Consider the following 15772-nt stretch of genomic DNA (forward strand, 5'->3'; position numbering starts at 1 on the left):
CAGTAAAACCGAATCTTTTGGGAATCGAAAGGCCGCCCGCCCCGTAAACACGGGGCGGGCGGCCTTTTCTTTTTGAACTCCTCCGCTGCCGCTCAGCGCCAAAGGAACCAGATGAGCAGGTATCCCGTTGTGACGGCAATGAGAGAGAACGGTACGCCGATTTTCATAAAATCCCGGTTGGAGACCGTGTAGCCCTCCTTGCGCAGGATGCCGATGCCCGTGATGTTGGCGCTTGCGCCGATGGGCGTCAGGTTGCCGCCCAGGGTCGCACCTGTCAGCAGCCCAAAATAGAGCAGATACGGCTCCACGCCCATGAGTGCGGCAATGCCGCTCACCACAGGCAGCATCGTTGCCACATAAGGGATGTTGTCAATAAATGCGGAGAAAAGCACCGAAGCCCATACGATGAGCGAATAGATGGCAAACAGGTCGTCTCCCGCGATGTTGACAAACAGGCGGCTGATGGCGTCGATGACACCCGCCCGCGTGATGCCCGCGATGATGACGAACAGGCTCGCCAGCAAAAGCAGCGTCTGGCCGTCCAGCTCACGGAAGAACTGCCCCAGCGGAGCCAGCGACCGACGCTGACCCGCTTTGCGCAGGAAGCCCACGGCCGCCAGCAGCACACAGATGACCCCATTGGTCACGGCAGGCTTTTCCGGCACAAAGGAAACGATGATAAGCAGAGTCACCGTAGAAACGAGCAGAAGCGTGGGGACAGTGTCCGTTACCTGTGTGCGCTCGCCGGATTCCACCGGCTGGCGCAGGTTTCGGAAGTAATACAGCAGCACGCACGCGGATGCCACGGCACCCACCTGTACCACCCAAAAAATCCCGGGCCTGCCGCGGAACACGAAGAAATCAAGAAAATTCATGTCGGCATAGCCGCCCAGCAGAATGGATGTGGTATCTCCCACCAGCGTGGCCGCGCCCTGCAGATTGGAGGACACCGCAATGGCGATGATGACCGGCACAGGGCTGATGTCCAGCTTTTTGGCCAGCGCCAGCGCCACAGGCGCGACCATCAGCACTGTGGCCACATTGTCCACGAAAGCGGAGATCAGCCCTGCAAACAGGGAAAGCGCCACCACCGCCCATTTGATGTTGGGCACTTTTTCCATAATGATATCCGCCATCAGCGCGGGCATGCGTGATTCGATAAACAGCACCACAGTGCCCATGGTGCCCGCAATCATCAGCAGAACGTTCCAGTCTATGGCCGCAGGCACCTCAGCCCAGGGCAGGATGCCCAGCACCACGAAAAGCAGCGCCGACGCAGCGGCGATATACGCGCGGTATTTGCCGAAGAGCAAAAGCAGAACATAGGTCGCCAAAAACAGTGCGAGCGCAAGATACATGCCCGGTCTCCCCTTCCATCATCCGTGTCCCGGCCGCGCGGCGCGGGGCTTTTGCCCGCGGCCGCGCACCGGCCTGTCCACAGTATATAGAACGGGCCCGCGGGCCGTCAATCGAATCGGGACGAACTTAGCGGTATTTTAGCGGCCGGCGGCGCAGCGCATGCTTCACCGTTCCTCGTAAATCTGCTGGCTGCCGTCGATGGCCTGCTCCAGATACGCGTCGATCCACCGCTCCGCTCCGTCCATGTCCCGCCTGCACAGGTAATTGTACAGCGTTTCCGTGTTGCGGCAAAGCGCGCCGATGCCGTACATGCGGCAGAAACGCAGCCACAGGGTGATAACGGGCGCCTTGAACGAATAGTAGATGAGCGGCAGAATGCTGTTGCCGCCCGCAAGCGCAAGCTCGTGCTGGAAGGCAAAGGCCGCCTCAGCCGCCTGCGCGTTGTTCTGCGCTGCGGCGATGCGCGCCACAATATCCCCCAGGCGTGCCAGCGCTTCATCCGAGGCATAACGGATGGCACGCTGCGCAGCCAGATGCTCCAGCGCGCGCCGCACCTCCAGAATAGAGCGTATCTCATCCTTGCCCAGCACGCCGCCCTGATACTCCATGATGGCGATAAGCGTGGAAAGGTTCCCCTTGCGTCGGTAATCCGCCACGAAAGTTCCCTGCCGCGGCCGCACCTCCAGAAAGCCCTGCTGGGCCAGCTCCGCCAGACCGCCGTTCACCACGGCGCGGCTCACCTGCATCTGCTGGGCCAGTTCCCGCTCAGGCGGAAGCTGTGTACCCATGGGCAGCTCGTCGGACAATATCATCCCCTGCAGCTGCTGGACAAACAGGTCCTTCAGGCTGGGAGCGGACAGCTTTGCAAATTCCATTGTGTGCCTCCCCTTCTGGTATTGGTTGTACCACATATCACTTTTTGATTTTATCATACATTTTGCCAGAGTACAAGCCCGCTTTATACCACACTTTCACAAAAAGGGAGACGGCCGATTGACGGGCCGAAGCAGGAATGTTAAACTATTGACGAAGATTGGTATAGCCACGCTATCAAGCAAACAAGGGAGAGATACCTGTGGACGAAGTGAGGATTTTGGAGATCAAACAGAGCGTATTCGCCAACAACGACCAGCGCGCCGAGCTTTTGCGCCGGGAGCTGAAAGAAAAGAGGATCTTTCTGCTCAACCTGATGAGCTCGCCCGGCTCCGGCAAAACGACCACCCTGACGCGCACCATCGAGCGTCTGCGTGACGAATTCAAGATCGGTGTGATGGAGGCGGACATCGACTCCGATGTGGACGCGCGTACCATTGCGGCGACGGGCGTTAAATCCATTCAGCTGCACACGGGCGGTATGTGCCATCTGGACGCGGATATGACGCGCCAGGGCCTGGACGGCCTTGCAGCGGGCGACGTGGAGCTTGCTGTTTTGGAAAACGTGGGCAATCTGGTATGTCCGGCGGAGTTCGACACAGGCGCGGTGAAAAACGCGGCCATCCTGTCGGTGCCCGAGGGCGACGACAAACCGCTCAAGTACCCGCTGATGTTCCAGATCTGCGACGTGGTTCTCATCAATAAAACAGACGTGCTGCCCTACTTTGATTTTGACATGGAGAAATGCAGAGAAAACATCCGCATGCGCAACCCGAACGCCAGGGTCATCCCCATCTGCGCCAAGACGGGCGAGGGCGTGGACGAATGGGCCGACTGGCTGCGCGCCGAAGTAAAAGCCTGGCGCGGCTGAACCGCGACCGCACAGAGAAAGGATGCCGGATATGAGCGAGACACATTTCCCCCTGGACGAGAGCAAACTGCCCTTTTCCATTCCAAAGGACGCGCAGCCCCGGGAGAAAATTTTAAAACTGGGGCGTATGATCACAGACCGCATTCCCGCCAAGCTGCACGGCCTGACGGCGGAAGACCCGGAATACTGGGGCCTGGCGGGCGTGGTGACGGATGAAATGGCGGATGTCGCCCTGAAGATGAAGGTGCGCAAGCCCATGACGCTGTCCGAGCTTGTAAAAGCCACGGGCAAGCCCGCCGAAGAGCTGGAACCGCTGCTGTACCAGATGAGTTGCGTGGGCCTGCTGGAGTACAACTGGGAAAACGAACGGCATGAAAAGCAGTACGTTCTGCCGATGTTCGTACCCGGCAGCGCGGAATTTTTCAATATGCACAAGCAGCAGATCCAGGACAATCCCGAGGTGACGGCTTTTTTTGAGCGCATGACCTTCCTGCCCCTGGAGCACATCACCGCCATGGTTCCGCCGGGCGGCGCGGGCATCGGGATGCACGTCATCCCCGTGGAAAAAGCCATTGAAACAGAGAACCGGTCCGCCGATATCGAGCACATTTCCCACTGGCTGAAAAAATACGAAGGCAAATACGCGGCCAGCCCGTGCTCCTGCCGCATGTCCCGCGCCCGCATGGGCGAGGGCTGCGCCGACGACCCGGAGGACTGGTGCATCGGCGTGGGCGATATGGCCGATTATCTGGTGGAGACCAAAAAGGGCCATTATGTTACTTACGACGAGGTGCTGGAGATCCTGCGGCGCGCCGAGGACAACGGTTTTGTGCACCAGATCACCAACATTGACGGCGAGAACAAAATTTTTGCCATCTGCAACTGCAACGTCAACATCTGCAACGCCCTGCGCACCAGCCAGCTGTTCAACACGCCCAATATGAGCCGTTCGGCCTATGTAGCGAAGGTGAAAACCGAAAACTGCGTTGCCTGCGGCCGCTGTGTGGAATACTGCCCCGCGGGCGCCGTCAAGCTGGGGCAAAAGCTGTGCACCCAAAACGGCCCGGTGGAATATCCCCGGCAGGAGCTGCCCGACGCCGTGAAGTGGGGCCCGGAAAAATGGGATGTCGATTACCGCGACAACAACCGCATCAATTGCTACGACGCCGGCACGGCCCCCTGCAAAACGGCCTGCCCCGCGCACATCGCCGTGCAGGGCTACCTGAAAATGGCCGCGCAAGGCCGCTACACCGACGCGCTGGCGCTTATAAAAAAAGAGAATCCCTTCCCCGCCGTATGCGGCCGCGTGTGCAACCGCCGCTGTGAGGACGCCTGCACCCGCGGCACCGTGGATCAGGCCGTCGCCATCGACGAGGTAAAGAAATTTATTGCCCAGCAGGACCTGAACGCCGCCACGCGGTATGTGCCGCCGGTGGTCGCACCCACGAACCGGGGCGGCTTCGCGGAAAAGATCGCCGTCATCGGCGCCGGCCCGGCCGGCCTCTCCTGTGCATATTATCTGGCCGAGCGCGGCTATAAGCCCACGGTATTTGAGAAAAACGAGCGTCCCGGCGGCATGCTGGTATACGGCATCCCCTCCTACAAGCTGGAAAAGGACGTCGTGGACGCGGAGATCGAGGTGCTGCGCCAGATGGGCGTGGACATCCGCTGCGGCGTGGAAGTGGGGCGCGACATAACGCTGGACACGCTGCGCCGGGAGGGCTATAAGGCTTTCTACGTGGCCATTGGCTGCCAGGACGGCCGCAGCGCGGGCATTCCCGGCGAGGACACCGCGGGCGTGATGACCGCCGTGGACTTCCTGCACGCCGTCGCGGAAAACGAAACGTACCCCGTGGAGGGCCGGGCCGTTGTCATCGGCGGCGGGAACGTGGCCATCGACGTGGCCCGCACCAGCGTCCGCTGCGGCGCTGCAGAAGTTTCCATGTACTGCCTGGAGCCGCGGGAAAGCATGCCCGCCTCCGCCGAGGAAGCAGCAGAGGCCGAAGATGAGGGCGTGGCCATCCGCTGCGGCTGGGGCCCGAAGGAGATTCTTGCGGAAGCCGGCCGGGTGACCGGCATCGTTCTGAAACGATGCGTTTCCGTGTTTGATGAAAACGGCCGCTTCTGCCCCAGATATGACGAGGCCGATACCATTACCGTTCCCTGTGAACATGTGTTTCTGAGCATTGGCCAGAGCATCCGGTGGGGCAGCCTGCTGGACGGCGCAAAAGTAGAGCTGGGACGCGGCGGCGCCGCCGTGGCGGACCCGCTCACCTACCAAACGGCGCAGCCGGACATATTTGTAGGCGGCGATGTGTACACCGGCCCCAAATTCGCCATCGACGCCATTGCCGCCGGCAAGCAGGGCGCGGAATCGCTGCACCGCTTTGTACACGAAAACGCCAGCCTGACCATCGGCCGCAACCGCCGCCAGTTCAAGGAGCTGGACAAGGAAAGCCTTGCGCTGGAGAGCTACGACAACGGTGCACGCCAGAGCGCGGGCATGGACGAGCGCATCGACTACCGCCGTTCCTTCCGGGACGCGCACAAGACCTTTACCGAGGAGCAGGTGAAGGCCGAAACCGCGCGCTGCCTGGGCTGCGGCGCTTCGGTGGTGGACCCCAACAAGTGCATCGGCTGCGGGCTTTGCACCACCAAGTGCGAGTTCGACGCCATCCATCTGAACCGGGAGCTTCCCGAATGCAGCAGGATGGTGCGTTCGGAGGATAAATTCAAGGCTATTCTGCCTTATATGATCAAGCGTGAAATGAAGATCCGCTTCGGCAAAAAGGACGGCTGAGACGATGCATGAGCTTGGGATCGTATTCCATATCATCGACAGCATCGAGGAGGTTGGGCGGCAGAACAAGCTGCGCCGCGTCTCCACGGTGACGCTGGAGCTGGGTGAGGTCTCCGGCGTGGTGCATACTTATCTGGAGGACTGCTGGCACTGGGCGGCGGCCAGATCGCAATTGCTGAACGGCTCGCGCCTCGCCATCGAGGCGCTGCCCGCCGTTACCCTGTGCGAGGACTGCGGCAGCACCTACGCCACGGTGGAGCACGGCAAAACGTGCCCTTTCTGCCAAAGCCCGCGCACGCATCTCGTCAGCGGGAATGAGATCAATATCAAGGAGATCGAGGCGTGCTAGGGACGCGCCTTTGACCGGGTACACGGCGGCGCTGCCGCCAAAAACAAGGGAGGAACCGTATCATGTTATTTCAGATCTACGGCGAAAACGCCGGCTTCCAGCTTTTGGGCTGGGCTCTCGTCTTTGTGGGCCTCATCGCGGCCAACGAACTGGCCCGCCGCTCCAAAAAGGGCGGTATCTTCTTCTTCCTGGCGCTTCCCGCCGCACTGACGGTATATTTTATCGCCATTTACGCGGGCGCGGCCATGGGCGCGGAGTGGGCGCTGAACAACCCCACCTACACGCATATGAACAGCTGGTTCCACTACGCCAAGCTGTACGCCGCCACCGCGGGCTGCATCGGGTTTATGATGCTGAAGTATAAATGGAGCATAGGAAAGACGCAGTGGTTCAAGGTTTTTCCTTTCGTCATCGTCGCCATCAATATCCTCATCGCCGTGGGCAGCGATTTTGAATCCGGCATCCGCGGCGCAATGGCCCTGGCTGAGACCGGAGACCGCTGGTGGCTCTCCAGCGAGAACGTTTGGCTGTACGGCGGCTGGTGGAACTGGGTAAACGGCATCGCCGGTATCCTGAACATCCTCTGCATGACGGGCTGGTGGGGCATCTACTCTTCCAAAAAGCACGACGACATGCTCTGGCCGGACATGACCTGGCTGTTCATCATCGCCTATGACCTGTGGAACTTCGAGTATACCTACAACAACCTGCCCACCCACGCGTGGTACTGCGGCCTGGCGCTGCTTCTGGCGCCTACGTTCGCCAACGCGCTGTGGAACAAGGGCGGATGGATTCAGAACCGCGCCAACACACTGGCGCTGTGGTGCATGTTCGCCCAGGTGTTCCCGTTGTTCCAGGACGCCAGCGTGTTCACCACCATCCCTGTGCTGTATGCGGACGGCTTTATGGACGCCGCGGTGCGCCCCTCTGCCGCCGACCCCACGATGCAGGGCGTGGTCGCCATTCTGGCGCTGGCGGCGAACGTCATCGTACTGGCGGTCATCATCAAGCGTTCCCTCGCACAAAAGAAAAACCCCTATACGGGCGAGATCTTCACCGATACGCGGGATTTCCAGCTTGCCATGGCAAGAGCCGAGGGCAAATAACCAATACGGCGCACCCCGCCCAAAATATACGGGGCCTGTTTGCAGGCCCCGTTTTTCATGGAAAGGACGACAGCATGAACAAGCGTGAGATCATCGCATATTTTGACGCCCGCGCGCCGGAATGGGATGCGCGCATGGTGCGCAGCGACAGCAAGATCGCCTTCATCCTGGACGCGGCGGGCGTGCGGCCAGGCGTTTCGGTGCTGGACGTAGCCTGCGGCACCGGCGTTTTGTTTGGCGATTACCTAGCCCGGGACGCGGCGCGGGTGACAGGGGTGGACATCTCGCCTGAAATGGCACGCATCGCCGTTTCCAAGCTGCGCGACCCCCGCGTGGAGGTACTGTGCGGCGACGTGGAGGAGCTTGCCTTTCCGCGCAGGTACGACTGCTGTGTGGTATACAATGCGTTCCCCCATTTTGCCCACCCCGCCCGGCTGCTGGCACGCTTAGCCGCCTGCCTCGCACCCGGCGGCCGGCTCACTGTGGCCCATGGCATGAGCCTTGCGGCGCTGCACCGCCACCACGCGGGCGCGGCCCGCGGCGTGAGCCGGCCCATGCCGGAGCCGGAACGCCTGGCCGCGCTGATGCCGCCGTGCCTCGCGGTAGACGTCGCGGTCTCGGACGCGGAAAAATACGTCGTCTCGGCGCGGCTGCGGTGAGCGGCGTACACAAAGTTTTTTCAAAGGCGCGGGCTCAGGAGCCCGCGCCTTTTTCTTTCCCCGCGCGGCATGCACCTTGCACCGCGCTTCTCCATACAATGATATGAGAGCGGGCGGCACTTGCCCCGCTTTAGAATGCGGTTTTGGGCTTGGGGCTCTGCCGGGCTGTCCCGGTATTCTTGTCTCCCCCTTCCCTCCGGCGACTCGGCCGGGCCCGCCTGCCGCGCAATGAAGGAGAACGCATTATGGAACAAGGTACTCTTTTCGTAAAGCTTGAAAGCGCCCGCGAAGCTCTGCCCGTGCAGGGCCGTGTGGTCATTTCGCAGACAGTGAACGGCGTCCGCGTGCTGGAGATCGAGCTGGTAACGGACGAGGACGGTCTGACACAGCCCGTCACGCTGGACGCACCGGACCGGTCCATCTCGCTGGACCCGGCCAGCACCCAGCAAGCCTGGGCCGCCTATGACGTGGAGGCATATGCTGACGGCTACTCCGACATTCTTCTGGAGGGCGTACAGGTATATTCCGGCGTGGAGGCGTACGCGCCCATCAGCATGCTTCCTATTTTTCCCTCCCAGGCGGTTTCGCCCACAGCCGTCACGGCGGACACCGGTTCCACCTCCCGCGAGGCCCAGCAGGACATCCTGCACACCACCATCCCCGCGCCCGCCATCCGCGGCGGCTCCGCCAGCGGCCCCGCGCCGCTCTCCACCTGTGCCACGCAGCCTCTGGTGCTGCAAAGCGTATTCATCCCCCAGTACATCACCGTGCATCTGGGCAAGCCGCAGAACAGCGCCGCCAATGAGACGGTCAGTTTCCCCTATTACATCAAAAACGTCTGCAGCAGCGAGATCTACCCCACCTGGCCCGAAAATGCCATCCGTGCCAACATCTACGCCCAGATCTCTCTGGCGCTGAACCGCGTTTACACCGAATGGTATCCCAGTAAAGGCTACAACTTCAACATTACCAACTCCACCCAGTACGACCAGTATTACGTTTCCGGCCGTAACATCTTTACAAACATCAGCCGCATTGTAGATGACATCTTCAACACTTACCTGCGCCGCGTGGGTGATTTTGCCCCCTATTATGCCGAATACTGCAACGGCACCACCGTCACCTGCAAGGGGATGAGCCAGTGGGGCACCGTAAGCCTGGCGGAAAGCGGCCTTTCCCCCATCCAGATCCTGCGCCGGTACTACGGCAACAATTTTGAACTGGTGACCACCAACGACATCCGCGCCATTCCCAGCTCGTATCCCGGCACGCCGCTGCGTCTGGGCAGTACGGGCAACAACGTGAGCATCATCCAGCGGCAGCTCAACCGCATCGCAAAAAACTATCCGGCCATCGGCCAGCAGTCGGTGGACGGCGTATTCGGCGCAACGACACAGTCGGCCGTGCGCACGTTCCAGAAGATATTCAATCTGACGCAGGACGGCGTCGTCGGAAAGTCCACCTGGTATAAAATCAGCTATATCTATGTAGCGGTGAAAAAGCTGGCGGAGCTGGGCAGCGAATCCGAACCGTATCCCGGCGGAAGCGGCGACGCGCCCGGCAGCGGCACAGATTCTATCCAGCAGGGCGCCGTGGGCGCACAGGTGGCGGCCGTGCAGTATTACCTGAGCTACCTTGCGCAAACGTTCTATCCCACAATCCCCAATATCGTACCCGACGGTATTTTCGGCGCACAGACGCGCAGCGCCGTCATCGCGTTCCAGAACACCTTCGGCCTGACGGCGGACGGCATTGTTGGTCCGGCCACCTGGGCCGCGCTGGAAAAGCAGTTTGAAACCGCCTATGACGACAACAACCCCGGCAGTTATTTCGGCGCGTATCCCGGCGTCGTGCTGCGGGAGGGCAACCGCGGCCTGCGCGTTCAGCAGATGCAGTTTTACCTGCTGTACCTGCACTACTCCTATTCCTCCATCCCCAAGATCAACGCGGACGGCATCTTCGGGCCCGCCACCACCGCGGCCGTACGCGCGTTCCAGGCAAAATTCGGGCTTACACAGGACGGCGTGGTAGGCCTTGCCACCTGGACAGAGCTGTACTCCATTTACAGCCAGAAAAACGCACTGGTGCTCTCGGATGAACAAGTGCCTGCTTATCCGGGCTTCGTGCTGCGCAGGGGCAGCCAGGGCCAGGCCGTGCTGGGCGTGCAGACTTACCGGAACGTCATTTCGCGGAAATACGCCTCCGTCACGCCGCTGACGCGGGACGGCAATTTTGACAGCCGGACGGAGGTATCCGTGCGGGCGTTCCAGCGGCAGTTCAAACTCACCATTACCGGCTGGGTGGATGAGCCGACCTGGAACCGTATTTACAGCGAGTACAAAAACACACTTCTTTCCGAGCACCTGGAATGCCGCTTTATCGACGTGCCCTATCCGGGCGAGCCTGTCGAGGTGGGCCAGACCAATATCTTTGTGCGCACGGCGCTGTATTACTACAATCTGATCGCCGCATTCGATCTTCTGCTGGAGCCCACGGACATCACCGACACTTTCACTTTAGAGGACTCCCTCGCCATCGAGGAATTCCAACGCACGCGCGGATTGACTGTTACGGGCGTCATCGACGAGGATACCTGGACGCTGCTTTATTACCAATACGTGGCCGCTTATCAGGACGTTTTCCCCAACTGCGCGGCTCAGGGCTCCGTCCCGCAGCCTTTCCAGACGCTGGTGCCCGGCAGCCGCGGCGTCGCCGTGGAGCAGCTGCAGATCTGGATCAACGCTCTGAGTGCCTATTACTGCGACCTGGTGCCCCAGGACGTGACGGGCATCTATGACGAGACAACGGAATCGAACGTTTTCATCCTGCAGACGCTGCTGGACCTTCCGCTCACCGGCGAAGTGGACCAGACCACCTGGAACCTCATCCAGGAGGCTTATGAAGAAGCGCTGGCCGAAAACAACAATGGGGAGGAAGCCTACGGCGACCTGCTGGATGTCACCTACATCAACCGCACCATTTCCATGACGGAAACAGTCCTATGCGCGGGCAACTGCGGCACGCCGCTGGACTGACGCCATACAGCCTCCATGTCCGCGCGGGCATGGCAGCACCGGAAAAAGGCTAAAAATCCGTTTGCCCGCCCGGACATGCGCCGGGCGGGCAAACGCCTCTACCGCACAAAAGGGAGAAGTGAGGGAAACCAATAAACGCCTGCGCAGCACAAAGCGTTTGGTTTCCCTCACCTCCGAGGCTGGCGGCTTTGTCGCCGGCCTCTGGCGCCTCGGCCAGCCGGGGCGCCTTTTTTCCATTGCGCACAAAAGTGCGGTGCCGGCTGTCCGCGCGGCGTCACAGGCGGTTAAAGTCGCGGAAATCAGACGGGGCGACGCCGTATTCCCGCCGGAACGCCCGGTAAAACGTGGAATAGTCTGCGAAGCCCACATCCGTGCAGATCCTTCCCAGGGCCTCTCCTTCCAGAATGCGCTCCTTCGCCGCGATGAGACGGCTCTGCGTGAGATACCGGTAAAAGCTGATGCCCAGCTTTTTGCGGAACAATTGGTCGATGGTGCTTTTGCTGACGAAAAATTCCCGCGCCGCTCTCTCCAATGTAACGTCCTGCGCCAAATGCTCCTCGATGAAAAGATTCAGACGGTCGAACAGGTCCGGCACCTCCGCCGGAGGCGTGGGACGGTCGACGTCTTCCAGCGCCCGGGCGATGTTCACCAGCAACTCCAGCGTTGTGGCACATACGACAGCCTGCCAGCCCGGTGCGCCGCGGGCCGCCTCGCCACAGCCAGCCTCAAACAGCTTTGCCATTCCCTCCCAACGGGTGTTGGCCGTGCGCAGCACCCCGAACCGCTGGTTTTTCAGCAGCTCCGGCCACATCGGGCGGACGCTTTCCACATATTCCTGGCTGAACCATACAACGCAGCGCCTGTATGGATCGGCCATTTTTTCGTCCAGCAAGGGGCGGTGGCTCACGCCGGGCGGAATGAGCACGATGTCACCGTGGCGCAGGCGGTACCGCTGCGTTCCCAGCAGATACTGCGTACTGCCGCCGGTACAGTATATCATCTCGTAAAATGTATGGCTGTGGAGCTGCACGCCGTCGCCGCCCTGGCTTACGTCCCGGTGCGTGTCTACAAAACGGGAGCTCATTTCCAGCTCCTGATAGATGTTCACGAACCGGAACCGGTATTTTTCCAGCTGTGCCTGCCGCTCTCCGGGGGAAAGCTCCCGCCCCTCTACGCCCGCGGCTTCCTCCAGCATTCTCCCCAGCTCAGACAACTTCACAAATCCCACCTCATTTTATTGTTGATTTTGTGTATATTTTAACTTTTCTTTAAGATAAATGCAATAATCTATGTGTCATTTGCAATTTTAATTGCAACAAAATTGTTGTATGCTGTATCCATGATACAGCGGTGCGCCTTGCCGGCCGGGAGGAATGCCGCAACATGACAGGAGGAATCACAAAATGGCTACCACCACTCAAAAAAGCGGCCTGACGTTCAAGCACAAAGTCGGCTACGCCATGGGCGACCTTGGCGGCTGCATGACCTTTGCGCTGATGGGCGCCATGGTCACCCGCTATTACACCAACGTGCTGCAGGTCAATACCGCCGTCCTGGCGACGCTGCTTCTTGTCTGGAACATCTGGGACGCCGTGAACGACCCGATGATGGGCGCGCTTATGGACAAAATGTACGCAAAACATCACAATAAGAACGGCAAGTTCCGCCCCTGGCTGCTGCGTGCCGCTCCGCTGCTGGCCATCACCTCTATCGTGTTCTGGACAGTCCCCACGCTGTTCGACGGCTACACGATGCTTGTGGTGCTGTTCTTCTGCAAGATCCTTTACGAGGGCTGCTACACCATGTTCAACATCCCCATGGGTTCGCTGCTTTCCGCCATGGCCAACACCGACGGCGAGCGTGCCGCCCTGTCCTCTGCCCGCGGTTTTGGTTCCATGATCGGCAACGTGATCCCAATGATGATCCTGCCGCAGCTGCTGGCCAAATTCGGCGACACTTCCAAGGCTTTCGGCATCGGCGCCGCCATCTGCGCGTCCATCGGCTTCGTGTTCTGCTTCCTGCACTATTACTGGACAGAGGAGCGCAATGTCGCGGATACGCCCAAAGAAGAAGCCGCCAATGTCAAATTTACCGATATCCTTTCCGTTTTCAAAAAGAACCGCGCGTTTCTTGCGCTTTGCATCCACGGCGTATGTATCTGCTGCATGCAGTATGTAGGTTCCACACTGGGCACCTATATGTACTCCGATGTATTGGGCAACATCGGCATTATGAGCCTTGCCAGCGTTGTCTCCATGCCGCTGAGCATCGTCGCCCTGCTCATCATGCCCAAGCTCGCTGAAAAATTCGGCCTGGAAAAGGTCATCCGCACCTGTCTGCTCATCGGCTGCGGCCTGTATATGGGCCTGTTCGCCGTCATGATGCTGTTCTCTGTTCCTGCCATCGTCTACCTCGTCTGGAGCACGATGGCCAGCGGTATTGCAAGCGTGTCCATCCTGATGCAGTGGGGCCTCGTGGGCGAAGCCATCGACTACAATGAGCTTCTGACGGGCAAGCGCACCGAAGGCTCCATCTACGGCACCTTCAACCTGTCCCGCCGCATCGGCCAAACCGTCGGCAACTCCGCCGCCGTGCTGGCACTGGGCTGGATCGGCTACGACGCTAACCTGGCCGCCCAGTCCGCAGGCACGCTTACCGGCATCAAGGCGCTGTGCGTGCTTGTCCCCGGTATTTTCCTTGTCGGCTCCTGGATTGCATTCCGCTTTGTGTGGAACATCACGCCCGAGATCCGCGCCAAAATGGCCGCCAGCAAAGCCGCAAAATCTGCACAGTAATGCCGGCCGCCGCGCTTTATCAACGCAAAAGGAGTGTAACCTTGCCATGGAACTTCGCACCCGTTTTCTGCCCAAGCTGCTCAACAGCGAGGTAGATGAATACTTAAAAAGCAACGATATCATCATCGTGCCGGTGGGCACGGTGGAGATGCACGGCGGATTGCCGCTGGACAGCGAGACCGTCATCAGCGAGGCTTTCGCCCTGAAAATGGCCGAGGCCTGCGACGGCCTGGTGCTGACGGGCCTGCCTTATTTCTACGCCGGTGCCACAGCCTCCGGCCGCGGTACCGTTCAGGTGAGCGTTCGCCAGGGCATCGACTACCTGAGCGCTATTGCCCACAGCCTTCTTCGCCAGGGCTTCAAGCGGCAGGTCTACATCAGCTTTCACGGGCCCGCACACATGACGTGCAGCCCCATGGTGCGCGATTTCTTCGATGAGACGGGCGTACCCATCCTGTACATCGACCTGAGCATGCAGATGTTCAAGTCCGCCAAAGACCTGTTCAAGTCCATGGACGCTTTCCACGCCATTACTGTGGGTGCCTATCAGCTTCTGGGGCGTCTGGAGGACGTGCCACTCACCACTGAATACAGCGCGCCGCATACACAGACTTGCGCGCCTTTCAACGATCTGTTCGCACTGGCCTATCAGAGCGGCTCCGCGGGGTACTGCTTCGCAGACCCCATGGACCACATGCCCACCACCGCCATTCCCGACGAGGCCACGCGCAAAGCTCTGGCCGGCGAAGGAGCGGAGCTGATCGGCGAGATCGTGAAGCGCATGGATATGCCGCACGTCGCCGCGCAGATGCGGGACCTGAAAGCATATACGGACCGCGCCGGGGAACTGTACCCCTGGATGCCCAGCGCATACAACAGCGCCAAATGACACACCGTTCCCCCGCCCCTTGATTTTCGCAGCCGCCCGCAGCCGATGCGGGCGGCATTTTTGGCCTCATCCGCCGGTAAAATTTCCGGATTTTATGCAAACCGCTTGCAATTCACACTATATTAGTATATAATAAAGTTAGACAAAGCTAACACATTGTTCTGCGGCAAACAGAGCAAATACAAATAATTTTACAAAAGAGGCCATTGAAATGAAGATCATCGAATCTCTGGAAAAACGCAGGAGCTACTACAGCATTGGGAAAGAGCTGCCCGTGAGCGAGGCCCAGGTGACCGCGCTGGTGGAAAAGCTGGCAGAACTTGTTCCCGACGCATTCAACATGAAGAGCTCGCGGGTCGTCGTGGCGTTGGGTGAAAAGCAGGACATGCTGTGGAATACAGTTTATGACGCCTTCGGCGGCAAGGTCGCCCGTGAAAAGATCGACAGCTTTCGGGCAGGCGCGGGCACGGTGCTCTATTTTTACGACGAAGCCGTAGTGCAGGCGCTTCAGGCACAGTTTCCGCTGTATGCCGCCAACTTCCCCGGCTGGGCACTCCAGTCCAGCGGCATGCTTCAGCTCAGTGTTTGGAGCGGCCTTCGGGAGCTGGGCGTGGGGGCGTCGCTGCAGCATTATAATCCCATCATCGACAAAGACGTCCGCGCGCTGTTCGGCTTACCTGAAAGCTACCGACTGGTGGCGCAGATGCCCTTTGGCTCTATCAAAGACGAGCCTGAGCCCAAAGAAAAAGAAGACATCTCCCTGCGCGTGACAACTGTACGCTGAACCGAATCGCCCCGTTCCCCGCCCGGGGACGGGGCTTTTGTTTTCGCGGCGTCAGGGTATAATAACCCCAAAGCCGCCGCTTGTGCGGCTGCGCGTGTGCACGGCACATGCCCCTGTGCTGGCGCACAGGGCTTTGAGAACATTGAACCATGCAAAACCGCAGCACATGCGGTTTTGTTGGGGCCGCTGCGCGGCGTCAGGGTATAATAACCCCAAAGCCGCCGCTTGTGCGGCTGCGCGTGTGCACGGCAC

12 protein-coding genes are annotated in these 15772 nt (G+C 60.0%); 9 read left to right on the forward strand and 3 right to left on the reverse strand.

The features are described 5' to 3' along the window. Positions 1 to 92: 92 nt before the first annotated feature. Together TQ39_RS18415 and TQ39_RS18420 are read right to left on the reverse strand one after the other, a co-directional pair. A complete protein-coding gene (locus TQ39_RS18415) occupies positions 93 to 1358 on the reverse strand; it encodes an ArsB/NhaD family transporter (RefSeq protein ID WP_050006623.1) in 1266 nt (421 codons plus the stop codon). A 165-nt stretch (positions 1359 to 1523) separates the two neighbouring features. Beyond that, complete coding sequence (locus tag TQ39_RS18420) at positions 1524 to 2234, reverse strand: FadR/GntR family transcriptional regulator (RefSeq protein WP_009322408.1); 711 nt, start codon at positions 2232 to 2234, stop codon at positions 1524 to 1526. A gap of 200 nt (positions 2235 to 2434) precedes the next feature. Between TQ39_RS18420 and hypB the strand changes: the two genes are divergently transcribed. The 6 genes from hypB to TQ39_RS18450 all read left to right on the forward strand — a co-directional run bounded on the left by hypB (position 2435) and on the right by TQ39_RS18450 (position 11052). Beyond that, positions 2435 to 3103 carry a hydrogenase nickel incorporation protein HypB gene (gene hypB, locus TQ39_RS18425; RefSeq protein ID WP_050006624.1) on the forward strand — a complete coding sequence of 223 codons (669 nt, stop codon included), beginning with the start codon at positions 2435 to 2437 and terminating at the stop codon, positions 3101 to 3103. A gap of 31 nt (positions 3104 to 3134) precedes the next feature. After that, positions 3135 to 5903 carry an FAD-dependent oxidoreductase gene (locus TQ39_RS18430; protein WP_050006630.1) on the forward strand — a complete coding sequence of 923 codons (2769 nt, stop codon included), beginning with the start codon at positions 3135 to 3137 and terminating at the stop codon, positions 5901 to 5903. A gap of 4 nt (positions 5904 to 5907) precedes the next feature. Beyond that, positions 5908 to 6252: a hydrogenase maturation nickel metallochaperone HypA gene (locus TQ39_RS18435; RefSeq protein WP_009322405.1), complete on the forward strand. Its 345-nt coding sequence runs from the start codon at positions 5908 to 5910 to the stop codon at positions 6250 to 6252. Positions 6253 to 6314: 62 nt separating this feature from the next. Continuing rightward, positions 6315 to 7358 carry a DUF5692 family protein gene (locus tag TQ39_RS18440; RefSeq protein ID WP_050006625.1) on the forward strand — a complete coding sequence of 348 codons (1044 nt, stop codon included), beginning with the start codon at positions 6315 to 6317 and terminating at the stop codon, positions 7356 to 7358. Between the two features lie 74 nt (positions 7359 to 7432). Then, complete coding sequence (locus tag TQ39_RS18445) at positions 7433 to 8017, forward strand: class I SAM-dependent methyltransferase (protein WP_050006626.1); 585 nt, start codon at positions 7433 to 7435, stop codon at positions 8015 to 8017. A gap of 245 nt (positions 8018 to 8262) precedes the next feature. Continuing rightward, complete coding sequence (locus TQ39_RS18450) at positions 8263 to 11052, forward strand: peptidoglycan-binding domain-containing protein (RefSeq protein ID WP_050006627.1); 2790 nt, start codon at positions 8263 to 8265, stop codon at positions 11050 to 11052. Positions 11053 to 11326: 274 nt separating this feature from the next. Here the strand turns inward: TQ39_RS18450 and TQ39_RS18455 are convergent, their stop codons facing one another. Continuing rightward, positions 11327 to 12271 carry an AraC family transcriptional regulator gene (locus TQ39_RS18455; RefSeq protein ID WP_156146415.1) on the reverse strand — a complete coding sequence of 315 codons (945 nt, stop codon included), beginning with the start codon at positions 12269 to 12271 and terminating at the stop codon, positions 11327 to 11329. Positions 12272 to 12455: 184 nt separating this feature from the next. Here TQ39_RS18455 and TQ39_RS18460 point away from each other — a divergent pair, with 184 nt between their 5' ends. From TQ39_RS18460 to TQ39_RS18470, 3 genes are all read left to right on the forward strand, one after another. Further along, positions 12456 to 13847, forward strand: a complete 1392-nt coding sequence (locus TQ39_RS18460; RefSeq protein WP_009322400.1) for an MFS transporter — start codon at positions 12456 to 12458, stop codon at positions 13845 to 13847. A 46-nt stretch (positions 13848 to 13893) separates the two neighbouring features. After that, complete coding sequence (locus TQ39_RS18465) at positions 13894 to 14736, forward strand: creatininase family protein (RefSeq protein ID WP_009322399.1); 843 nt, start codon at positions 13894 to 13896, stop codon at positions 14734 to 14736. A 211-nt stretch (positions 14737 to 14947) separates the two neighbouring features. Next, positions 14948 to 15520: a nitroreductase family protein gene (locus tag TQ39_RS18470; protein WP_050006629.1), complete on the forward strand. Its 573-nt coding sequence runs from the start codon at positions 14948 to 14950 to the stop codon at positions 15518 to 15520. The last annotated feature ends 252 nt before the right edge of the window (positions 15521 to 15772 follow it).

The organism is Ruthenibacterium lactatiformans, assembly GCF_000949455.1.
Classification (GTDB): Bacteria; Bacillota; Clostridia; order Oscillospirales; family Ruminococcaceae; genus Ruthenibacterium; species Ruthenibacterium lactatiformans.

Bases quoted from the DNA above. Each gene is read 5' to 3' on its own strand.
- TQ39_RS18415 (WP_050006623.1), bottom strand. From the start codon at position 1,358: ATGTATCTTGCGCTCGCACTGTTTTTGGCGACCTATGTTCTGCTTTTG.
- TQ39_RS18465 (WP_009322399.1), top strand. From the start codon at position 13,894: ATGGAACTTCGCACCCGTTTTCTGCCCAAGCTGCTCAACAGCGAGGTA.
- TQ39_RS18435 (WP_009322405.1), top strand. From the start codon at position 5,908: ATGCATGAGCTTGGGATCGTATTCCATATCATCGACAGCATCGAGGAG.
- TQ39_RS18445 (WP_050006626.1), top strand. From the start codon at position 7,433: ATGAACAAGCGTGAGATCATCGCATATTTTGACGCCCGCGCGCCGGAA.
- TQ39_RS18420 (WP_009322408.1), bottom strand. From the start codon at position 2,234: ATGGAATTTGCAAAGCTGTCCGCTCCCAGCCTGAAGGACCTGTTTGTC.
- TQ39_RS18440 (WP_050006625.1), top strand. From the start codon at position 6,315: ATGTTATTTCAGATCTACGGCGAAAACGCCGGCTTCCAGCTTTTGGGC.
- TQ39_RS18470 (WP_050006629.1), top strand. From the start codon at position 14,948: ATGAAGATCATCGAATCTCTGGAAAAACGCAGGAGCTACTACAGCATT.
- TQ39_RS18460 (WP_009322400.1), top strand. From the start codon at position 12,456: ATGGCTACCACCACTCAAAAAAGCGGCCTGACGTTCAAGCACAAAGTC.
- TQ39_RS18450 (WP_050006627.1), top strand. From the start codon at position 8,263: ATGGAACAAGGTACTCTTTTCGTAAAGCTTGAAAGCGCCCGCGAAGCT.
- TQ39_RS18430 (WP_050006630.1), top strand. From the start codon at position 3,135: ATGAGCGAGACACATTTCCCCCTGGACGAGAGCAAACTGCCCTTTTCC.